This is a genomic window from Gammaproteobacteria bacterium (assembly GCA_030949385.1).
In the GTDB taxonomy this organism is placed as follows: domain Bacteria; phylum Pseudomonadota; class Gammaproteobacteria; order JAUZRS01; family JAUZRS01; genus JAUZRS01.
In genome coordinates this window covers 71,501-95,179 of the sequence record JAUZSP010000010.1, presented here as the reverse complement: position 1 = coordinate 95,179, position 23,679 = coordinate 71,501, and the positions used below count along the sequence as shown (strand labels likewise).

The 23,679-nt window shown below is 52.0% G+C and carries 18 protein-coding genes, 2 tRNA genes and 2 pseudogenes; 8 read left to right on the top strand and 14 right to left on the bottom strand.

Annotated elements, in window-relative coordinates; translation table 11 throughout:
* Positions 1-25: 25 nt before the first annotated feature.
* Complete coding sequence (locus Q9O24_13800) at positions 26-2,110, bottom strand: TonB-dependent receptor (GenBank protein MDQ7076180.1); 2,085 nt, start codon at positions 2,108-2,110, stop codon at positions 26-28.
* Positions 2,111-2,403: 293 nt separating this feature from the next.
* Here Q9O24_13800 and aceE point away from each other — a divergent pair.
* From aceE to lpdA, 3 genes and pseudogenes are all read left to right on the top strand, one after another.
* A pseudogene (aceE, locus tag Q9O24_13795) lies at positions 2,404-5,066 on the top strand (pyruvate dehydrogenase (acetyl-transferring), homodimeric type).
* Positions 5,067-5,077: 11 nt separating this feature from the next.
* Positions 5,078-6,399 (top strand): annotated as a pseudogene (gene aceF, locus Q9O24_13790) (dihydrolipoyllysine-residue acetyltransferase).
* Positions 6,400-6,414: 15 nt separating this feature from the next.
* Positions 6,415-8,166, top strand: coding sequence for a dihydrolipoyl dehydrogenase (gene lpdA / locus Q9O24_13785; GenBank protein ID MDQ7076179.1), 1,752 nt, complete (start codon positions 6,415-6,417; stop codon positions 8,164-8,166).
* 61 nt (positions 8,167-8,227) lie between these two features.
* Here the strand turns inward: lpdA and Q9O24_13780 are convergent, their stop codons facing one another.
* From Q9O24_13780 to Q9O24_13765, 4 genes are all read right to left on the bottom strand, one after another.
* The gene (locus tag Q9O24_13780) at positions 8,228-8,770 is read right to left on the bottom strand and encodes a cytochrome b (GenBank protein MDQ7076178.1); all 543 of its coding nucleotides are present in this window, start codon (positions 8,768-8,770) and stop codon (positions 8,228-8,230) included.
* An 83-nt stretch (positions 8,771-8,853) separates the two neighbouring features.
* A complete protein-coding gene (locus Q9O24_13775) occupies positions 8,854-9,237 on the bottom strand; it encodes a hypothetical protein (protein ID MDQ7076177.1) in 384 nt (127 codons plus the stop codon).
* Positions 9,238-9,240: 3 nt separating this feature from the next.
* On the bottom strand, positions 9,241-9,609 hold the full coding sequence (locus tag Q9O24_13770) for a glutathione S-transferase N-terminal domain-containing protein (protein MDQ7076176.1): 369 nt from the start codon (positions 9,607-9,609) through the stop codon (positions 9,241-9,243).
* An 80-nt stretch (positions 9,610-9,689) separates the two neighbouring features.
* Positions 9,690-10,505 (bottom strand): enoyl-CoA hydratase-related protein, encoded by an 816-nt coding sequence (locus tag Q9O24_13765; protein MDQ7076175.1) that lies wholly within the window; start codon positions 10,503-10,505, stop codon positions 9,690-9,692.
* A 308-nt stretch (positions 10,506-10,813) separates the two neighbouring features.
* Here Q9O24_13765 and Q9O24_13760 point away from each other — a divergent pair, with 308 nt between their 5' ends.
* The 3 genes from Q9O24_13760 to Q9O24_13750 are packed head-to-tail and all read left to right on the top strand — an operon-like array spanning position 10,814 to position 14,173.
* The gene (locus Q9O24_13760) at positions 10,814-12,538 is read left to right on the top strand and encodes a thiamine pyrophosphate-binding protein (protein ID MDQ7076174.1); all 1,725 of its coding nucleotides are present in this window, start codon (positions 10,814-10,816) and stop codon (positions 12,536-12,538) included.
* A complete protein-coding gene (locus tag Q9O24_13755; GenBank protein MDQ7076173.1) occupies positions 12,538-13,359 on the top strand; it encodes a citryl-CoA lyase in 822 nt (273 codons plus the stop codon). Before Q9O24_13760 ends, Q9O24_13755 begins: the two co-directional genes overlap by 1 nt.
* Complete coding sequence (locus Q9O24_13750) at positions 13,352-14,173, top strand: citrate/2-methylcitrate synthase (protein ID MDQ7076172.1); 822 nt, start codon at positions 13,352-13,354, stop codon at positions 14,171-14,173. The genes Q9O24_13755 and Q9O24_13750 overlap by 8 nt, the downstream gene beginning before the upstream one ends.
* 37 nt (positions 14,174-14,210) lie before the next feature.
* On the opposite strand, the gene Q9O24_13745 is transcribed toward Q9O24_13750, so the two are convergent.
* The 9 genes from Q9O24_13745 to Q9O24_13705 all read right to left on the bottom strand — a co-directional run bounded on the left by Q9O24_13745 (position 14,211) and on the right by Q9O24_13705 (position 21,095).
* A tRNA-Met gene (locus Q9O24_13745) sits at positions 14,211-14,287 on the bottom strand.
* A 65-nt stretch (positions 14,288-14,352) separates the two neighbouring features.
* Positions 14,353-15,444, bottom strand: a complete 1,092-nt coding sequence (gene ychF / locus Q9O24_13740; GenBank protein MDQ7076171.1) for a redox-regulated ATPase YchF — start codon at positions 15,442-15,444, stop codon at positions 14,353-14,355.
* Between the two features lie 34 nt (positions 15,445-15,478).
* A complete protein-coding gene (gene pth / locus Q9O24_13735) occupies positions 15,479-16,063 on the bottom strand; it encodes an aminoacyl-tRNA hydrolase (protein ID MDQ7076170.1) in 585 nt (194 codons plus the stop codon).
* 10 nt (positions 16,064-16,073) lie between these two features.
* Positions 16,074-16,715 (bottom strand): 50S ribosomal protein L25/general stress protein Ctc, encoded by a 642-nt coding sequence (locus Q9O24_13730; protein ID MDQ7076169.1) that lies wholly within the window; start codon positions 16,713-16,715, stop codon positions 16,074-16,076.
* A 91-nt stretch (positions 16,716-16,806) separates the two neighbouring features.
* A complete protein-coding gene (locus Q9O24_13725) occupies positions 16,807-17,745 on the bottom strand; it encodes a ribose-phosphate diphosphokinase (protein ID MDQ7076168.1) in 939 nt (312 codons plus the stop codon).
* A 41-nt stretch (positions 17,746-17,786) separates the two neighbouring features.
* Positions 17,787-17,861 (bottom strand) — tRNA-Gln (locus Q9O24_13720).
* 6 nt (positions 17,862-17,867) lie between these two features.
* Complete coding sequence (gene ispE / locus Q9O24_13715) at positions 17,868-18,728, bottom strand: 4-(cytidine 5'-diphospho)-2-C-methyl-D-erythritol kinase (GenBank protein MDQ7076167.1); 861 nt, start codon at positions 18,726-18,728, stop codon at positions 17,868-17,870.
* Positions 18,729-18,759: 31 nt separating this feature from the next.
* Positions 18,760-19,386 (bottom strand): lipoprotein insertase outer membrane protein LolB, encoded by a 627-nt coding sequence (gene lolB / locus Q9O24_13710; GenBank protein MDQ7076166.1) that lies wholly within the window; start codon positions 19,384-19,386, stop codon positions 18,760-18,762.
* Positions 19,383-21,095, bottom strand: a complete 1,713-nt coding sequence (locus tag Q9O24_13705; protein MDQ7076165.1) for a tetratricopeptide repeat protein — start codon at positions 21,093-21,095, stop codon at positions 19,383-19,385. The genes lolB and Q9O24_13705 overlap by 4 nt, the downstream gene beginning before the upstream one ends.
* Before the next feature lie 227 nt (positions 21,096-21,322).
* Between Q9O24_13705 and hemA the strand changes: the two genes are divergently transcribed.
* Together hemA and prfA are read left to right on the top strand one after the other, a co-directional pair.
* The gene (gene hemA / locus Q9O24_13700) at positions 21,323-22,588 is read left to right on the top strand and encodes a glutamyl-tRNA reductase (GenBank protein ID MDQ7076164.1); all 1,266 of its coding nucleotides are present in this window, start codon (positions 21,323-21,325) and stop codon (positions 22,586-22,588) included.
* Positions 22,585-23,673: a peptide chain release factor 1 gene (gene prfA, locus Q9O24_13695; protein MDQ7076163.1), complete on the top strand. Its 1,089-nt coding sequence runs from the start codon at positions 22,585-22,587 to the stop codon at positions 23,671-23,673. Before hemA ends, prfA begins: the two co-directional genes overlap by 4 nt.
* Positions 23,674-23,679: the final 6 nt, after the last annotated feature.

Sequence of the window (23,679 nt, the reverse complement as noted above, 5' to 3'; positions counted from 1 at the left end):
CCATAAAATCAAATTTCAACTCAGCCTAAAAGGTGTAACTCAACTCAGCAAAGGCATTTCGCCCTGGTAGAGGCAGATCATTTGGAATTTCTACTCCTGACGGCTCGCGACGATCCGTATCCGACAGATTACGCACCCCCACAGCAACCGCCCAACCTGCAACGACCGAACGCCGCCGCACACTCACATCCAGAGTGCTGTAATCAGCAACCTCAGCACGCAGATCCCCCGCCTCTCTGGCTCTCGACATCACCAAGTTCAAACGTGAGTTTAAACTCCAAGCAGGCTGGAATTGCCAATTGGCCTGCAGATAAAGCTGATGATTGGGGGCGTTGGCAGCAGACTGACCGCTGCGTTCATCATGCGAATATTGGTAAGCGGAGTTCATCATCAAATGAAGATCCGCGTTCACGCGCCAATCAATCTCAAATTCCAGACCCGCACCACTCTGACTGCCGCTGTTTTGTGCCTGCCTTGAAGGGTCCGAACCGCTGGCATCCACCGCTTCAAAACGAATGATGTCTTGCCAGACATAACGAAACAGGCTGGTACTCAAACGCAGACGTTCTTGTGGGTAGTACTCAAACGCCAGCTCCGTCGTCTGAATCGTTTCGGGTTTCAAATCCACATTACCCAAGGCGACGGGGTTGTTACGCCCCTGAGTCTCCAAAAAAGAAGGTGCTCGAAACGCCTGACCGTGCAACAACTTCAGAGTTGAATTTTGTCCCATCGACCAAACCAGAGCCAAGCGTGGGTTAACGCTCTGACCAAAATCACTGTAATCATCCAGCCTCACACCAGCGGTCAACTCCCAATCGTTGGCCAGTTTCCAGATGTCTTGCAGAAAAATATGAGCATTTTTACGTTTCCCTTCCGTCAAAAAAACCGCATCACTGTCCGAAACATCCTGCACCCCACCCAGAGGCATCGGCAGAGGAGAGCCCGCAGCGAAGGTAAAGTTTTTTGTCTCATTAACCCGATAAAGATCGCTTACCGTATAACCGAAACCCAAACGAATTCGGTGACCAAAAAAACCGGCATAAGCAGCCGAAACACTCCCGCGAAAATGCCGCTCAAACACTTCAGGGTTGCCAATAATACCCTCCTGAAAACCAAGACTGCCCGCTGGGAAAAGATGCAAATCCTGCTCAACCACTTGCGACGTGTCATAAAAACTCAATTGCGAGCTGATATCCCAATCTTCAGCCAAATTGGCGTTGTGATAATTCAGATCCAGATTCCAACGATCACTGCCCAGACGACCATTAGGATCCAATGCCGATGCCACCCCCACACCCACACCCAAATTCGTACGACGCTGCAAACCCAAGCGCGCCACAAAATTGCCACGCCCCAATTCCAGACGCAGATCAAGGCTGTCTCGCTGCAAACTCACCGCCCCAGGTGCTAGGGAAGCCTGACTGCCCAAAAGCTGATCCAGACCGCTCTGTGCATCCTGTTCAATGATGCTTTTAGCCCCATCCGTTCGACTGCCCTCCAGTGCAAAGGCCCACTGCCAACCCGCCCACTCACTGCCGTGCAGCAACCAGACCTCTTGGCTAGCAAAACTGCCGTAACGCAAACCCACTTCGGTGCCGTTAATGTCCGCCGCGTTTTTAGTAATGACGTTAATCACCCCCGCAAAGGCATCGGCACCGTAAATCGCCGCACCCGGCCCCCGGATCACCTCAACCCGAGCAATCGCCTGCACCGGCATGCCACCCCAGACTTGATGCCGATCACCGACAAACAAGGTGTTGATCGGCACGCCGTTGATCAACATCAATACTTCGGCGTTGAAACTGGAAGCAATGCCACGAAACAAATAAAGTGGGTTGTACCTGCTACTGCGAGAGACATGCAGCCCAGGCACACTCTCCAAAATCTCATCCAGATCCGTCGCCCCCATCCTTCTAATCTGCTTAGCGGTGATCACATTGGCCACCGCCGGTGCTTTTGAAAGCGGTTGCTGCTCACCCGTAGCAATGGTGATCATCTCTTCATCACCGTAAAGCAAGAGCAAATCTTGCTCCTCACGGCTGTACTCCACAGCCTGCACCGCAGCACTTAAAAGGCTCACAAAAAACAGCAATGGCACGTAACCCAACATCAACTCCCCCCCCCCCCTTACATTCAATACGCAGCATTTCGTTATTATTGTTATTCGAATCGCTGACCTAACATTTTATTGGCTCATTCTAACCTTAAATTCTTCACAACGCACCCAGCCAACCCTTCCGGCCAAAGATAAAAAACCACTTCCAACCCCAGCGAATCATTCACAGGCTTCTAAGCATCACCCAGTTCAGGCATAATGACTCCCTTTTTTTAAGGTCGAGCCAATCCGTAAACACGGCTTCTGCCACCACATAAAATCACTCGTCACTTTGGCGTGAGGACACTATGACTACACTACCCGACATTGATCCCCAAGAGACTCAAGAGTGGCTCGAAGCCCTGGAAGCGGTCATTGATGCTGAAGGACCTGAACGCGCCCACTACCTACTCGGGAAATTAATCGATCAGGCGCGCCGTTCGGGTGCGCACCTGCCCTTCAGTGCCAACACCGCCTACCTCAACACCATTCCGACCCATTTGGAAAAACGCAGCTCCGGCAATCAAGAGCTGGAACGCCGCTTGCGCTCCTACATTCGCTGGAACGCCTTGGCAATGGTGGTGCGTGCCAACCGTCATAACCCCGACCTGGGTGGCCACATCGCCAGTTTTGCCTCCTCAGCCACCCTCTACGATGTGGGGTTTAACCACTTTTTTTCACGCCCAAACCCCCGAACACGGCGGTGATTTGCTCTTTTTGCAAGGCCACTCCTCGCCTGGTATCTACGCTCGCGCCTTTCTCGAAGGCCGCTTGAGCGAAGATCAGCTCAACCACTTCCGTCAAGAATCGGAAGGCAAAGACATTGGCCTCTCCTCCTATCCACATCCGTGGTTGATGCCCGACTTTTGGCAGTTTCCCACCGTCAGCATGGGACTGGGGCCCCATTATGGCCATCTACCAAGCGCGCTTCATGAAATACATGCAGCACCGCAAACTGGCCAACACCGAACCTCGGCGCGTCTGGGCGTTCTTGGGTGACGGTGAAACCGACGAGCCGGAATCCCTCGGTGCCATCTCGCTGGCCGGGCGGGAAAAACTCGACAACCTCACCTTTGTGGTCAACTGCAACCTGCAACGCCTTGATGGACCGGTGCGCGGCAACGGCAAAATCATTCAAGAACTGGAAGCGGTCTTCCGAGGCGCGGGCTGGAATGTGATCAAAGTGGTCTGGGGTTCCTATTGGGATCCCTTGCTGGCCAAAGACAAAACCGGCCTGCTGCGCCAACGCATGGAAGAGTGCGTCGATGGCGAGTACCAAAACTACAAAGCCAAAGGCGGTGCGTACACCCGTGAACACTTCTTTGGCAAATACCCCGAACTGAAAGAGCTGGTATCCCACCTCTCCGATGACGACATTTGGCACCTCAATCGCGGCGGTCACGACCCACACAAAGTCTACGCCGCCTACGCCGAAGCCGTCGCCCACAAAGGCCAGCCCACGGTTATTTTGGCCAAAACGGTCAAAGGCTACGGCATGGGTGAATCCGCCGAAGGGCAGAACATCAGCCACTCGAAGAAAAAACTCGACAACGACGACCTGCTCGCCTTCCGCAATCGGTTCCGCCTGCCCTTGAGCGACGAACAAGCCACCAACGCCGACTACCTCAAACCGCCCGCCGACAGCGAAGAGATGCAGTACCTGCAAGCGCGTCGCAAAGCCCTCGGCGGTTATCTGCCCTCGCGCCAACATCTGGCCGCGCCGCTGGAAGTTCCCCCACTGGAGGCCTTCTCGGCGATGCTCAAAGGCAGCGGCGAACGGGAAATGTCCACCACGATGGCCTTTGTGCGCATCTTGACCGCCCTGACCCGCGACAAAAAAGTCGGCAAAAACATCGTCCCCATCGTCCCCGATGAAGCACGTACCTTCGGCATGGAAGGCATGTTCCGCCAGCTCGGCATCTACTCCTCCGTCGGTCAACTCTACGAACCACAAGATCGTGATCAGTTGATGTACTACAAAGAAGACAAATCCGGTCAGATCCTCGAAGAGGGCATCAACGAAGCCGGTTCCATGTCCTCTTGGATTGCAGCGGCCACCGCCTACAGCAACCACGGCGTCAACATGATTCCCTTCTACATTTACTACTCCATGTTCGGCTTCCAGCGCATCGGAGATCTCGCTTGGGCTGCCGGTGACATGCAGGCACGGGGGTTCCTCATCGGCGCAACGGCAGGACGCACCACCCTCAATGGAGAAGGGCTGCAACATCAAGACGGTCACGGTCTGTTGGTGGCCAACACCATCCCCAACTGCGTCGCCTACGACCCCACCTTTGCGTACGAAATGGCGATTATCATTCACAACGGCATGCAGCGCATGGTAGAGAAACAAGAAAATGTCTTCTTCTACATCACCGCCATGAACGAAAACTACCAGCAACCGCCGCTGCCAGAGGGCGTTGAAGAGGGCATCCTCAAAGGCATGTACCGCCTGCAACAGAATCCCAACAAAGGCCCCAAAGTACAACTGATGGGCAGTGGCACCATTTTGCGCGAAGCCATCGCCGCCGCCGAACTGCTGCAAAATGACTTCGGGGTCAGCGCCGATGTCTGGAGCGTCACCAGCTTCAACGAACTGGCGCGCAACGGCCACGATGTAGAGCGTTACAACATGCTCAACCCGAAGAAAAAAGCCCGCATCAGCTACGTCGAAGAATGTTTGTCTGGCAGCGAAGGGCCAGTAGTGGTGGCCACCGATTACATCCGCGCCTACGTCGATCAGATTCGCGCGTATGTTCCCAGTGACTACAAAGTGCTCGGCACCGATGGCTTTGGCCGCTCCGACAGCCGCGAAAAACTGCGCACCTTCTTTGAAGTCAATCGCCACTACATCGCCGTTGCTGCCCTGAAAAGCTTGGCGGATCGCAAAGAAATCGCCGCCAGCAAAGTCAGCGAAGCGATCAAAAAATACGGCATCGACATCAACAAACCCAACCCAATCACGGTCTAGGGAGCAGAAACATGGCTAACGAAGAAAAAGTTTTAGTACCCGACATCGGTGATTTTGCCGCTGTTGAGGTGATCGAAATACTGGTCGCCAGCGGCGACACGGTCAGCGCCGAAGATTCTCTGGTCACTCTGGAGAGCGACAAAGCCACCATGGAAATTCCCGCGCCCGCCAACGGCGTGGTGGGTAAAATCAAGGTCAATATCGGTGACACCATCTCCGAAGGCGATCTGGTGATGTGGCTGCACGCGGCTGATTCAAGCGCCACCGAAGCCGCGCCCACAAAGGCCGCACCCGCCGCTGCAACCGCCAAACCAACCCCCGCTCCTGAAGCGCCCAAAGCAGCGGTTCCAACACCTGTGACAGTGGCACCCACGCCAGTAGCTGCGCCTGTGGCAGCTGCGCCCACCAGCGGCAACTCCGCTCACGCCAGCCCAGCGGTACGCCGTTTTGCCCGTGAACTGGGTGCCGACATCAGCCGCATCGGTGGCAGTGGCCGCAAAGGCCGTATCCTAAAAAGCGACGTGCAGGGCTTTATCAAAGCCGCGCTGAGCGGCTCTGGGTCTGGCGCACCTGCTGCTGCCAGTGGCAGCGGTCTGGCCGTGGCCGCCATGCCCAACATCGACTACAGCAAGTTCGGCGAAGTTGAAAATCTGCCCTTGAGCAAAATCAACAAAATCACCGGCCAAGTGCTGCACCGCAACTGGGTCACGATCCCACATGTGACCCAATTTGATGACGCGGACATCACCGATCTGGAGGCGTTTCGCAAACAGTTGGTGGGCGAATACAAAGATCGAGGGATCAAAATCACCCTGCTCGCCTTTTTGATGAAGGCGGTGGTCTCCGCCCTAAAACAGTTCCCCCGTTTCAACGCCTCACTGGATGCCAGCGGCGAAAACTTGATCCTGAAAAAGTACTATCACATCGGCATTGCCGTCGCGACTCCCGACGGTTTGGTGGTGCCGGTGGTGCGCGACGTGGATCAAAAAAGCTTAGTGGAGCTGGCACAAGAGCTGACCGCCATCAGCATCAAAGCCCGCGACAAAAAACTCGGCCCCAAGGATATGCAAGGCGGCTGTTTCACCATCTCCAGCTTGGGTGGTCTCGGTGGCAGCGCCTTCACCCCCATCGTCAATGCGCCGGAAGTGGCCATTTTGGGCGTTTCCGCTCCGCGATGAAACCAATCTATCAACCCGATGGTGAATTTGCTGCTCGCCTGATGCTGCCGCTGTCACTCTCCTACGATCACCGCGTCATCGACGGTGCCGATGGCGCACGTTTCACCAGCTATTTAAGCCGTGTGTTGGCCGACATGCGCCGCCTGCTGCTTTAACTGAGGATTTTATTTATGAGCAAATTGACTACCGTCACTGTACCCGACATCGGCGATTTTGCTGGCGTTGAAGTAATCGAAATTTTAGTCGCCGTGGGCGACTCTGTTGTTGCCGAAGACTCTTTGGTGACATTGGAGAGCGACAAGGCCAGTATGGAAATTCCCTCACCTGAATCGGGAGTGGTGAAAGAGATTAACATCGCCCTTGGCGACAGCCTCAGCGAAGGCGATGCGGTGCTGACCTTGGAGCTGGCGAGCACTGCTGCAAAGGCTCCTGAGAAAGAAGCTGCACCAGCGGCTGCCGAAACAACCACAACCAGCGCCCCCACTGCGGCTAACCCCAGCAGCGACAGCGATCTGCACGCCGAAGTGGTGGTGCTCGGCTCCGGCCCTGGCGGTTACACCGCCGCCTTCCGTGCTGCCGATCTGGGTAAAACAACCCTCCTCATCGAACGTTACCCCAATTTGGGCGGAGTCTGTTTGAACGTCGGCTGCATTCCCTCCAAGGCGCTGCTGCACACCGCCCACATCATCACCGAAGCCGATGAGATGGCCTCACACGGCATCACCTTTGGTCAACCCAAAATCAACCTGACCACCTTAGTTGGCTGGAAAAACAAGATCATCAAGCAGCTCACCGGCGGCCTGAAAGTCTTGGCTAAGCAACGCAAAGTGAGCGTGGTTCACGGCCTTGGCACCCTTCTCAACCCCAATCAGATCCAAGTGGAGAACGACGAGGGGACTAAAATCATCGGTTTTGATCAGCTGATCATTGCCGCCGGTTCCGAAGCCACTCAGATCCCCGTTTTTCCCAACGACGATCCGCGCCTAATCGACTCCACTGGCGCACTGGAACTGGACGGCATTCCTGAACGCTTGCTGGTGGTCGGTGGCGGTATTATTGGTCTGGAGATGGCCACGGTTTATGATGCTCTTGGCTCCAAAGTAACGGTAGTGGAGCTGTCACCCGGTTTGATCCCTGGTTGTGACCGTGATCTGGTACGCCCGCTGGAAAAACGCATTAAAAAACGCTACGAAAACATCTACCTCAACACCCGTGTAACTGCAATTGAAGCACAAGAGACAGGCCTCAAGGTCCGTTTTGAAGGCAAAAAAGCCCCCGACTCCGATACCTTTGACAAAGTGTTGGTGGCCGTGGGTCGAGTGCCCAACGGGCATAACATCGGCGCTAAAAACGCCGGAGTGGCGGTGGATGAACGCGGTTTTATCGCCGTTGATTCACAACAGCGCACCAACGTGGCGCATATTTTTGCCATCGGGGATATTGTTGGCCAACCGATGCTGGCACACAAAGCCACCCACGAAGGCAAAGTGGCCGCTGAAGTGATCAGCGGCATGAAATCCCACTTCGATGCCTTGACCATTCCCTCGGTGGCCTACACCGACCCTGAAGTAGCGTGGATGGGGTTGACGGAAACGGAAGCCAAAAAGCAGGGGATTGAATACGAAAAAGGCGCGTTCCCTTGGGCGGCCAGCGGACGTTCTTTGAGTATTGGCCGCAACGAAGGCCTGACCAAACTGCTGTTTGATAAAGAGACCAAGCGCATTTTAGGCGCAGGCATTGTTGGTACCAACGCCGGAGAATTACTCGCCGAAGCGGTCTTGGCACTGGAGATGGGCGCAGACGTGGAGGACATCGCGCTGACGGTTCACGCCCACCCGACCTTGTCAGAGACGATCAATTTCGCCGCTGAAATGGCCGAGGGCACCATCACCGACCTCTACATTCCACGTAAGAAAAAATAATTCACACAAGGCCGTAGATACCAAGGGCGGAAAATCTTCCGCCCTTATCCTTTGATCTACCCTAGCCTTTGATCATGCGAGTCAAGGTACCGTCTTTTTGCACAAACTGATGCAGCAAGGCCGCCAACACATGCATCCCCACCAAAGCCATCAAAGCGTATTGACCTAAATAGTGAGCAAGATCGGTGTAACCGGCAATAAAATCACTGTCAGGCTGGCGAGGAAGGGTAAACAGACCAAACACATCAATCGAATGACCACCGTAAATCGAACCCAAAATACCCGTCAACGGCATGGAAAGCAGCAAAGCATAAAGCCCCCAATGCCCCAATTTAGCCGCCAAAGCTTGCCATTTTGGCCCCTGTGCGGGCAACAAATAATCCACACTGAGACTCACCCAAAGCAGACGCAGTAAAATCAACAACCCAGCAAAGACACCCAATGCACGGTGCAGAGCAAACATGTCTCTGCGTTCATCGCTGTCCTTAGGCAGATCTTCCATATTCCAGGCGACCAAAAACAGCGCCACAATCAAAATGGCCATGCCCCAATGCAGTACCCGCGCCGTCAGACCATAGCCTTTAATTCTTTCTACTTCGCTCATCACGATCACCTTAAGACGTTAAAAAACCAGAAATAAATCAAAATAGAGTTATAACACACCCATCTAAACAGAAACTTAACGCCTCAGCTCAATCCCGAATTTTTCAGTAATTCCTGCATCTCCGCTTCGGCCACCGGCTGGCAAAGAACCCCGTGAATCGGAAAGATACGGCTCAATTTATCGACGTACTGACGTTCGGATTTTTGCACCAAAATGACCACTTTGCTGTTGGGTGCGTAACGCTGCAACGCATAAAACAGCACATCTAAATTACACATATTGATGCCTGCGTAATTATTCGCGTAACCGTAAAAAAACTCCACCACCAGCCAGTCGGGTGGTGTTTTTTTCACCACCTTCATCGCCGTGCGTTGCGAGGCCACTTTTAACTCAGCAAAACCAAAACGGGCGTACAGTGCTGAAAAATTAGGATGATTAGGTGATTCCACCACAGAGAGCAGATTCACCCTTCAAGCCGCTGCAAAACGCTGCTGAAGATAGGCAATAATGTCGCTGGATTCGTACATCCAGCGCACCGAACCGTCCTCCTCGCTAATCCGTAAACAGGGCACCTTGATCTCACCACCCTCTTGCAGTAATTCATCACGATAACGCCCCTCCTTGCGCGTATCCCGAATCTCAATGTTTAAACCCAAGCGACGCACCGCACGGCGCACCTTGACACAAAACGGACACGCTTCAAATTGATACAAGGCTAAACTTGCACATTCGGCATCCAAACGCGCCTGTTGTTGTGCATCATGTTTGGCTTTTTTTGGCGAGAAAATAAAATTCAATAACAAAATAATCCGACCCAATACCCAACGAATAATCTTCACACTCAACTCCTAAAAATCGCATAAACCACAAAAATTGAGCGCCATTTTACCTGATCCAAGAAAAAAGAGTACTGCACTACTCACAGATCATCAGCCAACTCCTCTTGCGGAGCCGGTCGCCAGCTGGGACGCCTCCCCTCAGCAAACGCATGAATCCCCTCACGCCCCTCATCCGAGCAGCGTAAACGCGCCACCAACTGCACACTCTCCAATAAAGCCTCTTTATCAACCGGCGTCTGCTGCTGCCGAGCCAACATGGCTTTGGTCTCTAACTGGGCGTGCAGAGCCGTAGCTTGCAATTTTTTCAATAGTTTATTCGCTTCTAAGGCCAATTGGCTGCGTGGGTAAACCTCATGCACCAACCCCAAGCGTTTTGCTTCAGCGGCGCTAAAATGCTCGCCGGTCAACATATAACGCCCCGCAGCTCGGCTGCCCATCGCAGCCAAAATATAAGGGCTGATGAGGGCTGCAACGTACCCTAAACGCACCTCGGGGAGACAAAATCGAGCTTTTTCCGTGGCAAACACCACATCACAACAGGCCAGCAAACCCACACCACTGCCGTACACTTCCCCCTGCACCAACCCCACCACCGGCTTAGGAAAACGATCCAACTCGCGCAACAGCTGCCCCAGCTGCAACAGGTCTTCGACCTTATCCTCACCGGCATCAAGTAACTTCTGCATCTCCTCCACATCACTGCCAACACAAAATTTATGGCCGTTGGCAGCAATTACGATTTGACGCACCGTATCATCAGCTGCCAAACGCCACAGCGCTTCGCGTAAACGCTGAATTAGTACCGTATTCAAGGCATTGTATTGCTCTGGTCGATTGAGCATCAAACGCACCGTATGCCGCACTCGCTGCTCAATTAAAGGTGGATCGTTGCGCATAGAGACCTCCTAGTCCCTTCAATATGTATAAAAGTGTGAACCAAGCATGATAAGGCTGGCCAACAAATTACTGATTTTGACAGCGCTTTTGTGAACTGGATCGCAATCCCATAGATAAATCTCACAATATCTGTCATTTATAAGCCAGTTTCATAACCGTTAAGAAGCCTATTTTGGTTTACAAGAAGCAGTGCGCTATACTGGACAATCCGTTCATTCGTAACATAAATAACTTTTTATCTGGCAACACAATATTACGTCATCGCAACAAATCAGGAAATTTATGTCTAAAAAAAGAGTGCAATCCCCTGTTTGAAGTTGGCGACCTACTCTTGGCCTACCTTAACCAACTTTCAATTGATTCCATTTTTGGTGTGCCAGGTGGCGGCATTGAACCCCTTTTTAATGCACTGGCTCGCAGCCAACGCACTGGCGGCATCAGAGCCGTGGTTGCACGTCACGAAACCGGTGCGGCTTTTATGGCCGATGGTTATTTTCGCCAAACCGGAAAACTGGGTGTCTGCTGCGCCACCACCGGCCCTGGTGCCACCAATTTGCTTACCGGTGTGGCCTCTGCTTACGAAAACCAAATCCCGATGCTGGTCTTAACCGGCCAAACAACGCTGAGCAATTTTGGCAAAGGCGCACTGCAAGAATCCTCTTGCAGTGGCATCGACACCGTCAGCATGTTTCAGTCCTGCACACGCTACAACAGCTTAATCTCACACATTGATCAATTTGAACGCAAACTGATCACCGCCATTATGACCGCCTTCCAATCACCCCCAGGCCCCGTTCACCTCACCCTGCCCTTAGACATTCTGCGCGCCCCCGCCCCCTTCAAAGCCCCTCAATACGACGTAGCGCAACTGAGCAAAACCAATTTTGCCGTGGATTTAGAACAAGTCGAACAATTAGCGCAGCACTTAAACAAGGCGCAGGGGCTGGTTTTTGTGGTGGGCAGTGACGCCGAAGCCGCCATTGAACCTCTCTGCCAATTGGCAGAAACCTTAGGTGCTTGGCTGATTGCCACCCCTCACGCAAAAGGTCTGATCAATCACGATCACCCAAAATTTTGTGGCGTACTCGGTTTTGCCGGTCATCAAAGCGCCCTCGACATTCTAAAAGAGAAGCACATTGATGCCATTATGGCCATCGGTACCGGCTTGGGTGAATGGGCCAGCAACGGCTGGGATAACGCCCTGCTGAACAATCGACTGCTGCATGTAGAACAGGTCGCGACCAATCTCACCCGTTCACCAATGGCAAAAATGCAACTCTGCGGCAACCTGAAAAAAATCTGCACAGAACTGCTGAGCCACGCCCAAAAACAGCAAACATCAGCGCAAACATCCAAGAAAAACAAATACTCCCCCTACCAACAACAGATTAAAAATGACAAATTCACATTAGAATCCAATCCAGAGACCTGTATAAAACCTCAATGGTTAATGCAAACTCTAGGCAAGTTACTGCCCTCAGGCACGCTGTTTCTTGCCGATTCTGGCAACAGCATCGCTTGGGCCATTCACTATTTTCACCCCCCAGAGCGGCGTTTAACCGCACGAGACGGCGACAAACCGCTGTTTCGTGGCGCGTTGGAATTTGCCTCGATGGGCTGGGCTATTGGTGCTGCGGTCGGCACCGCTATCGGCAGTAAAAACCAAGCGGTGGTCTGCGTCACAGGCGATGGCAGTTGGCTTATGTCAGGCCAAGAGATCACCGTCGCCGCGCAAGAAAATCTCTCTGTTATTTTTATCATTCTCAATGATTCCTCTCTAGGAATGGTAAAACACGGCCAATGTTTGAGCAAAGCAGAGTCCATCGGCCATGCACTGCCTCAGATTGATTACGCCGCAATGGCACAGGCGATGGGGATACAGAACGTCCGTATTCAGCAACCCAATGACCTATTAACGCTGGATTTTAACGCCATCTGCAACCACCCAGGCCCGACACTCATTGATGTCTATATTGACCCAGAAGAAGTTCCGCCAATGGGTGCCAGAGTCAAAGTCTTAGGCGGTCAATGATGGCCAAACGCACCAAAATCGAAACCATTCGCAGCCGCATTTGGCAAGAAGAAGCCGAAGCTGACAACCCCTTTGCCGCCAAAACCTGTCACTGCGCCGGTTACGATGTTTATGGCGACCTGCTCGGCAACGCCCGTTGGGCAGAGTATCTTTTTCTGCTGTTTCAACGCCAAGCACCTCTGCCTTGGCAAGCCAACCTGCTCGAAGATGTCGCACTGATTTTAGCCAACCCAGGCCCGAGAGATCTGAGTGTGCGAGCGGCCATGAACGGTGGCGTGGGTCAATCCACCAGCGCTTCTTGTTTAATTGCCGCACTGGCCGTTGGCGCAGGACAAAATGGCGGTGCGCATGAATTAGCGCTGGCACTGCAAGGCTGGCAGCAGTGCGGCTTAGACCTCAAAGCTTGGCAAAGCTGGTTTGACTCTCTCAACGACAATGAACGCGCCGATATTTGGCCTGAGATGGAACACTTTCCTGGTTTTGACCCTCATGGTATCTCCTGCGCCAGCCCCGTTTTACAGGCGCTGCGACAGTGCTGCACACACTCCACGGAAGGTGAAGGCGCACTCTCTTGGCTGCAAAAAAACCGCCAAGCCTTTGAACAAGTCGCACACAACCCACTCTCCATGCTGGGTGTTGCAGCGACCGCCTTTTACGATTTGGGCTTCACGCCCCAGCAAAGCGAAATGCTCTATTTATTGCTGCGTCTGCCAGGGGCGGCGGCACACGCGCTGGAACAGATGCCACGGGGCTGGATCCATTACCCTTTCTTTGCCGATGGCTTACAGGTTGAAAACGACCCCGGTTCGTTCAGTGAATAAACAAAATGATCTGCTCAGCGCTGAGAAACTCTGGAAAACCCAAATGGGTGGCTGGTTTGGTGCTGAACAACGTGTAGTCTATCGTGGCAAAGACCTTTTTCACGAACTGCAAGATCACTCTTGGATTGAATTGCTGTTGCTTGGCATCACGGGTCGAGAATTTTCCAAACAACAGATTGAGCTTTTTAACGCCCTTTGGGTCATCAGCACCAGTTACCCCGACCCGCGCCTTTGGAATAATCGTGTGGCCGCGCTGGCAGGCACGGCACGCAGCACGGCTTCCTTAGCCATTTCTGCATCCAATGCAGTCTCTGAGGCTGTCGTATACGGCTGGAAAGCAGAACTCCGCTGCATGGATTTTCTCCAACGAAGTATGAAAAAGAAAAAAACCGGTCTCAGCTTAGAAAAAATTATTCAATATGAATTGAAAAAGTATAAAAACATTTCCGGTTATGGACGCCCCATCCCCATTCAAGATGAACGTATCAAACCACTGCTAGCAAAAGCAACCGCACTCAATCTAGCAGGTGGTGACTACCTTCAGCTGGCTTTCAAAATAGAAGCCATGCTGCTAAAAAAACATTCACGCAATTTTATGAATATTGCAGCAATCATAGCCAGCCTACTTACTGACCAAGGATTGACTACAAAGGAAGGTTATTATTTTATGGGGCTGGGATTTTCTGCCGGCATCTATCCCTGTTTTATTGAAGCCAGCGAAAAACCAGAGGGGCATTTTTTCCCCATACGCTGTGAACGTATTGAGTATCGAGGGGTAAAACAACGTCAATGGAGTGACAGAAAAACGGAATAAAAAAGCGAACTAGAAAGAAAAAACAGAAGGGGAAATATGGTGGCTATGGGTGGACTTGAACCACCGACCCCAGCATTATGAATGCTGTGCTCTAACCAACTGAGCTACATAGCCATATTTCAAAGCAGGCGCGATTTTGCAACATCACCCCGCCTTCGTCAAGCATTATCTGCAAGCAATCAAACATTAAAACGAAAGTGAACCACATCGCCCTCTTGCATCACATATTCCTTACCTTCAAGCCGCCATTTACCCGCATCTTTAGCACCCTGCTCACCTTTACCTGCAATAAAATCATCGTAGGCAATGACCTCTGCACGGATAAAACCTTTCTCAAAATCCGTATGAATCTTACCCGCTGCCTGTGGTGCGGTATCACCTTGTTCAATCGTCCAAGCACGCACCTCTTTTACCCCAGCGGTAAAATAGGTCTGTAAACCCAGCAATTGATAACCTTCACGAATCACCCGATCCAAACCGGCCTCTTGCAGACCCATGTCAGCTAAAAACTCCGCTTTATCATCGTCCTCTAACAAGGCAATTTCTGCTTCCATTGAAGCACACACCGCCACCACACCCGCACCTTCCGTAGCGGCATGGGCTTTAACTTGATTCAACAAGGCATTCTCTGCAAAACCAGACTCATCGACATTGGCAATGTACATGGTCGGTTTGATGCTCAGCAGGTGCAAATCAGACAAATAACTTTTCTGCACATCCGTCGCTTGCAAGGAGCGTGCGGGTAGACCTTGATCCATATGGGTCAATAGACCTTGCAAAAAACCTTTTTGAGCCAGAGCCTCTTTATTGCCCGATTTGCTCATTTTGGCCACCCGCAACAGCGCCTTTTCCACCGTCTCCATGTCGGCTAAAATTAATTCCGTGTGAATCACATCAATGTCTGCCAACGGCTCTACACGGCCACTGACGTGAATCACATCGTCATCTTCAAAACAGCGCACCACATGGGCAATGGCGTCGGTCTCACGAATGTGGGCCAAAAATTGATTGCCCAAACCCTCACCTTTAGACGCCCCTTCAACTAAACCGGCAATGTCCACAAACTCCATCGTGGTCGGTAAAATTCGCTCAGGATTAACAATCTCGGCTAAAGCAGCTAAGCGTGGATCGGGCATCGGCACCACACCCACATTCGGCTCAATGGTGCAAAACGGATAGTTTTCCGCTGCGATCTCAGCGCGTGTCAACGCATTAAACAGGGTTGATTTACCCACATTGGGCATACCCACAATACCGCACTTAAAACCCATCAGTTATCACACCTATAAAATACAAAAATTTAACTTACACCTTACGATGCAGCGTATTCATGGCTTTATTCAGCTCACCGTCCAACATCAACGCTGTCTCCCTTAATAAATCCACTATCACTTCATCCAATAACCGCGCTTGTTCCCGTGTGGGACGATCCAAAACGTAATCCACTACTTTGTCACGATGTCCTGGGTGATCAATCCCCAGTCGCAAACGCCAAAATTCTTTACCTAACTGGTTAATCGTATCGCGCAAACCGTTATGGCCACCATGACCACCGCCTTTTTTCAGACGCATCGCACCCACAGGCAGATCCAACTCGTCGTGAACCACTAAAATACGTTCAACCGGAATTTTAAAATAGCGTGCAATGGCCGCAATAGACTGGCCACTGCGATTCATAAAGGTGGTCGGTTTTAACAAGCGCACATCACGCCCACGGTGGTTTATTTTTGCCACCTCACCCTGAAATTTTGTGTCTGATAAAAATGTCGCGGAGTACTCGGCAGCCAAAGCATCCAAATACCAAAAACCCGCGTTATGGCGGGTTTCATGGTACTTGGAGCCAGGATTACCCAGCCCCACAATAAGCTCAAACTGCGCCTGAATCGGCATCGTTTAAACCTTACTCAGCTGCGGGTTCTTCAGCAGCATCATCAGCTGCATCAGCTGCATCTACATCTTTCGCAACCCGTGGCGCGTGTACTGCGACAACAGCGCTGTCATGACCGTCACCGTGGCTCAATGCAACCAGCTCAACCCCTTTAGGCAGCGCAATTTCAGACAAATGTACCGACTCGCCCATCCCAATATTGCTCAAATCTATATTGATAAACTCAGGCAGATTGGCTGGCAGACAAGAGACTTCCACCTCAACGGACACATGATTGACGGCACCACCGGCTTTAACCCCCACACAAACATCTTCATTAATAAAATGCAGTGGCACATGGGCGTGCATGATTTCATTGGCACTGACGCGCTGAAAATCCGCATGCAAAATGGTGGGTTTAAAGGGGTGGCGTTGCAGATCACGCAACACGACGCTCTCTGATTTACCTGCAACATTCAAAGTCAAAATATGTGAATAAAAAGCTTCATTACTCAAGCTTTTTGAAATTTCATTGTGTGACAAACTCAAAGAGACCGGCTCTTCACTGCCACCATAGACAATCGCAGGTACTTTACCGGCATGACGTAAGCGGCGGCTCGCACCTTTCCCCACATCCTGACGCAATTCAGCTTCTACCGTGAAAGAAATACTCATTTGTGTTACTCCTAAAAGAACAAAAATACCGCTCAAAGGCGGCATTATAAGATCCCCTTTGCGACCAAGGGGAATAAAAAAACATTTCAGCTCAATCCATATAAAGTGAGCTAACAGACTCTTCCATATGAATCCGGCGAATGGTTTCCGCCAACATGCCTGCCACCGACACTTGACGAATTTTGCTGCACTTCATCGCCAACTCGGTCAAGGGAATGGTGTCAGAGACCACCAATTCATCCAGTTCCGAGCTGGCCAAATTATCCAAAGCAGGGCCTGATAATACGGGATGAGTAGCGTAAGCTACCACTTTCTTCGCGCCCCGCTCTTTTAAGGCTTTGGCCGCTTGTACTAAAGTACCTGCCGTATCAACCAAATCATCCACCAAGACACAACATCTGCCTTCCACTTCACCGATGATGTGCATCACCTTAGCCACATTCGCTTTCGGGCGACGTTTATCAATAATCGCCAAATCGGCATCATCAAGGCGCTTGGCAACGGCTCTCGCTCGCACCACACCGCCCACATCGGGCGAAACCACAATCAAGTCTTCGTATTTTTGTCGCCAAATATCGCCCAACAACAAGGGGGAGGCGTACACATTGTCTACCGGAATATCAAAAAATCCCTGAATCTGATCCGCATGCAGATCAACGGTTAAGACCCGATCCACACCCACACTGGTGAGCATATTCGCCACCACTTTGGCGGTGATCGGCACTCGCTGTGAGCGCACTCGTCGATCCTGACGAGAATAACCAAAATAGGGAATCACCGCCGTAATCCGATTGGCAGACGCACGACGCAACGCGTCAATCATCACCAATAACTCCATCAAGTTATGATTGGTAGGCGAACAGGTGGGTTGCAGCAGAAAGACATCTCGACCACGGACGTTTTCAAGAATTTCTACGGTGATTTCGCCGTCGCTAAACGCTCCAACATGAGCTTTACCGAGTGACATATTAAGGTTATTCACGATCTGCTGAGCCAAGGCAGGATTTGCATTACCGGCAAAGACCATCATCGGACTATCGGCCACGATTGGTTACTCTAACTACTGAAAAATGGCTGGGTCGGCAGGATTCGAACCTGCGCATACTGGGATCAAAACCCAGGGCCTTACCGCTTGGCGACGACCCAATAAATTTATCTGCGAAGCGTTTTTTCTGTCCTTAACCGCCGAAGCAGAGGAGAAGAATTGCAGCCCTTGGCTACAAAACCCGACCATCCACTTGGCAGGAGAGAAAAAATCCGCTCCGCTTGCTCTCTATTCTCAAAAGCAGCAAAGACACAAGCGCCGGTTCCGGTCAATCGTGCCACGCTGTGATCGGATAACCAATCCAGCGCTTCTGCCACTCTTGGGTAGAGCGCCTTCACCACAGGTTGGCAAACATTCGTTGTTTGGCCTGCAAGAAAGGCGCGTATTCTGATGGCAGAACAGTCCTTTGTCAATTGCGAATTTGAAAAAATTTCTGCGGTGGAAACTTGACAATCCGGCACAACAACCAGATACCACGGCTGAGCTATCTCCACTGGGGTTAATTGCTCGCCCACACCTTCCGCCCAAGCAGCTAAACCACGCACAAAAACCGGTACATCAGCACCCAATTGCAGCCCCAACTCAGCCAATTGATCGTCACTCAGAGCCAACCCCCAAAGCCAGTTCAAGGCCACCAACGTGGTCGCCGCATCGGAGCTGCCGCCGCCCAAACCACCGCCCATAGGCAAAATCTTATTCAGTGTAATGCCCACTCCCAAGGATCTTTCACTTTGTCGCGCCAACAATTTTGCCGCCCGAATCACCAAATCATCCTCTTCCGCCACTCCAGGAAAATCCGTAAGACGGACAATTTGACCATCATCACGCAAGCTAAAATCCAAGCTATCCGCATAATCTAAAAACTGAAACAGAGTCTGCAATTGATGATATCCATCCTCTCGCAAGCCCGTAATATGAAGAAAAAGATTTAATTTTGCTGGTGCAGGCCAGGATTTTGACAACATCATTCCAATCTCAACAAAGCTTCAAAGGAAAAACTCAATCGCTTGGCGGACGCAAGCGAGACGACGATACAACTCGTTTTGGATTCAAAAGCCACTCATGGATGGCGAGGCGCAACTCCAAAGTCTGATAACGCAACACAAGCTCACTCGGCAAGATCATCGCTTCAAATAACTGATAAGCGACAAAACTCACTTGCCAGCCTTGATAAACAAGCGATTGCAAACGCCCCTGATCATTCAATTGGATCTCTGTTGCCTCAGCAGGCAGACCCAGCACCCAGTAACGCAAACTTTGCAATGGCAGAGACCACCCCACAACTTGCTGTAATAAAACTTCGGCATTATCCGCACGCAGCAATTTTCCCGAAGCAGGGTAGAGCACCACGGACGACTCGTTGCCACGAATGCGCAGTTTACCCACCCCAAAAGGCGGTGTTAAACGCAGATCAAACTGCTGACGGTTTTGTCGCCACCACAGCTGGGCGCTGCCACTCTGCTGCTCACTGCGCAAAGCCAACTTACCCTGCATTTGCCAACGTTGAATGGCCGACAACCGCCGCTGATGTTCAGCCCACGCCGCATCAACGTCTTCTACCGGAGGTGCTTTAGGAACAATGGAACAACCGCTGAGCAGTAAGATCAGCAGCAGAACAGCTCTCACGGTTTAAGACGCTGCATCGCTTCTTTAAGAATGTCATCGTCAGGGGCACTTTTTAACGCGTGATTCCAAACCGTATTGGCGCGCTGCTTATCACCGCTGACCCACAACACCTCACCCAAATGAGCCGCAATCTCGGGGTCTTCCAATAACTTATGCGCTCGACTGAGCAATTCTAAGGCCTTGCCCCGATCACCGGAACGGTAGTGCCACCACCCCAAACTGTCGATCACCGCAGGATCACCAGGACTCAAAACAAACGCTCGGCGAATATAATCACCTGCTTCCTGTAATCGCCCTGTCTGTTCGATTAAAAAATAACCCAAGGCATTCAGACCGTGGGCGTTCTCTGGCTCCAGCGTCAAGAGCTGTTTAAGATCCGTTTCAAAACGCTCAAATTTCTGCAATTTTTCCGCCACCAACGCCCGCGCATAAAGCAAATCCACATTTTTTGGCTGAGCTTGCAACGCCTCATCAAACAACGTCAAAGCTTGTCCATGCTCACCTGCCGCACGCAATATTTCCCCTTCGGTAAGATAAAACCGCACCGCATACGACGCTTCCGTGTGCATCAAACGCAGACGTTTTAAATGCAAACGTGCGGCTTCTGTTTGACCCAACTTAGCCAGCATCTCCGCCATCCGCACCTGCGCGTCAAGCCGATCCTCGCCCTCTTTTACGTTTTGGTAGTACCCCAGCGCGTTCTCATAATCACGACGACTGTCAGCAATGCGGCCTAAATAATAATTTGCCTCATCGGTACGCTGACCCAAAGTCAATAACTGAATGAAATATTCAGCCGCCTCATCGTAACGACGTGACTCCACCGCCAATAGACCCAAAGCAAACACCACGTTTTCTTGATCGGCATAACGCTCAAACAGAGCTTTTAACTGCACTGAGGCACGCTCGTATTGACGCGCCTTCACCAACAGACGTGCGTAACCCAAACGCAGGGAGCGATTTTCAGGGCTCTTCTCAATGGCATCCGACACACCAGCAATGGCCTGTTCAGCGCGCCCCATGTTCAATAACAATTTGGCGCGCAACAACAGCGCCTCAGCATCACTGGGTTCCAACAACAGCGCCTTATCCAAAGAGGCCAAAGCCGCCTCTTGATCTTTATTTCGCAGTTCAAAACGCGCCCGAGTAAAGTGCAACACCGCACTCTCCTGATGGCGCTTTAATAACTCAGTCACAATCGGCAAGGCCACCGTAGGCTTTTTCTCTTGCAATAAAATAGCGGCAACCAAAGAGAGCACCTGCTGCTGAGCAACGCTGTCCGTTGAACTCAGAGCGATCATCTTTTTAAACGCCCGTAACGCCTGCTCCGTCTTGCCCTGTTTCAGTTGCACCACCGCCAGAATCCGATGCACTTCCAATCCATCAGGATCCAACTCCAACCACCGCGCTGCGCCTTGCGAAGCCTGCGGCCAAGCGTGGCCAAACAGCGCAATTCGCGTCGCACGACGCGCCAAACGCACGTCGTTAGAGGACTCCGCAGCGATCAAATATTGCTGCAAAGCCAAGGACATATTGCCCCGCCGACCCGCCAACTCAGCCACCAACACGCGATAGATCAACTCGGGATCATCAGCCGAACTAAAAGGAATAGGTGCCTTTAAAGCCCGTTCGCGCCGACGATCCTTTCGATTTTCCAGATCCTGCGCCGACACGCCAGAGGCCGTCTGCGGTGAAGACGATGGAGACACACTAGGAACGCCACTACAAGCTGCACCGCTCAACCCCAACAAACAAACCAGCAATAACCTTTTGCACATAGATAATCCTCTAACCTTAATTAAGGCCACCTTGATATTCTCGACTATACCCGATTTTTCAGCCAAAAAAGATGCAAGCGAATCACACAATGGATCAGCGCTTGTAATCCCCTGCCCGATAGCGCAGAATTTTGCGCTTTTGGACAGCTCCACTTGCCATGTCACTGCTTGCTCTGGGTCTAAATCATAAAACAGCGCCACTGGAAATTCGGGAGCGCGTCGCTTTTGCGCCCGACACACTCCAACAGGCGCTCAACAGTCTGAAACAGGTGCAGGGCGTGCGCGAAGCAGCCATTGTCTCCACCTGCAATCGCACCGAACTCTACTGCTGTCTTAACGGTGATTCGTCACAAGCGGTGATCAATTGGTTCCATCAATACCACAATATTGACGCCGAGCAGATCACCTCCTACCTGTTTCAGCACCAAGACCGAGAGGCCATCAGACACCTGCTGCGCGTCTCCAGCGGCCTCGATTCACTGGTCTTAGGTGAACCGCAAATCCTCGGCCAGATCAAAACCGCCTACCAAAGCGCCAGCCAATTTGGCAGCCTCAATCAACAACTGAACAAACTCTTCCAACACGCCTTCAGCGTCGCTAAACAGGTGCGTACCGACACCGCCATCGGCTCCAGTCCCGTCTCGGTTGCCTTTGCTGCGGTCAGCTTGGCCAAACAGATTTTCGGCGATTTAAAACCACTGTCGGCACTGATGATCGGCGCAGGCGAAACCATCGAATTGGCCGTACGCCACCTGCACGCCAACAACATCGGCCACATCACCATCGCCAACCGCACCGTTAAGCGGGCTCGTAATTTGGCTGATGAGTTTGACGGTGCCAACGCCATTAGCCTTAATGATATTCCTAACGTCTTACCGCAAGCGGATATTTTGATCTCTTCCACCGCCAGCCCACTGCCTATTTTGGGCAAAGGTGCGGTGGAACACGCCCTCAAGGTGCGCAAACATCGCCCCATGTTCATGGTGGACATCGCCGTACCGCGAGACATTGAATCCCAAGTGAGCGAGCTGGACGACGTTTATCTCTACAGCGTCGATGATCTAGAAGAAGTAATCGAAGAAAATTTGCAATCACGCCGCGAAGCCGCCGCCCAAGCAGAAGAGATGATCGAAGTCCACGTCGAACGGTTTATGGCTTGGCTACGCTCACTGGATGCAGTGGACACGATCAAATCCTATCGGCAACAGGCACAAAAAACACAGCAAGAGGTATTGGATCAGGCGCAAAAACGCCTTGCGCAAGGGCGGCCAGCCACGGAAGTGCTCGACTACCTTGCCCACACCTTGACCAACAAGCTGCTGCACACCCCCAGCGAACAACTGCGCGAAGCGGGGCAAAACGGCCAGCGTGAGCTGATCATCGCAGCGCGTGAACTCTTTAATCTCAACGACTTAAAACAATGAAAGCCTCAATTTTAAACAAGCTGGAACAGCTCGCCGCCCGCCATGAAGAGATCGGTATTCTGCTCTCTGAGCCAGAAGTACTCGGCGATCAAAATCGCTTTCGCACTCTGTCGATGGAATACGCCCAGCTGGAGCCGGTAACGCAAAACTACACCGCCTATCAACACGCGCAAGACGAGTTAACCAACGCCAACGAAATGCTGGCTGAAGAAGATGCCGAACTGCGCGACATGGCCAGCGATGAAATCAAAACGGTCAAAGCGCAGTTGACCGAACTGGAAGTCGAACTGCAAAAACTGCTGCTGCCCACCGACCCACACGATCAGAGCAACGTCTTTTTGGAAATTCGCGCCGGAACCGGCGGCGACGAAGCGGCGCTGTTTGCCGGTAATCTGTTTCGCATGTACAGCCGTTACGCCGAAAATCATCGCTGGCAAATTGAAATCCTCAGCGAACGCGAAGGTGAACACGGCGGTTACAAAGAGATCATCGCGCGCATCATAGGCACCGGTGCCTATTCACGACTTAAATTTGAATCAGGAGCGCACCGCGTGCAGCGGGTACCCGAGACCGAATCACAAGGTCGAGTACACACCTCAGCCGCCACCGTCGCCATTTTACCGGAGCTGGACGCCATCGAAGAGATCACCATTAACCCCAGTGATCTGCGCGTAGACACCTTTCGCGCTTCCGGTGCTGGCGGACAGCACATCAACAAAACCGACTCCGCCATTCGTCTTACTCATCTGCCCACGGGCATCGTGGTGGAGTGTCAAGACGAACGCTCACAACACAAAAACCGCGCCCGCGCCATGTCTCTGCTGCAATCGCGCATCGTCGGCGAACAGCGCGACAAACAGGCCGCCGAACAGAGCGAGTCGCGCCGCCTACAGGTGGGCAGCGGCGACCGCTCCGAACGCATTCGCACCTACAACTACCCACAAGGGCGGATCACCGATCATCGCATCAACCTCACCCTTTACAAACTGGATGAAATTTTGGCAGGTTCACTGGATCAGCTCATTGAGCCTCTGCTGAGTGAACATCAAGCCGATCAACTGGCTGCCCTCAGCGGTGGTTTTTAAGCATTA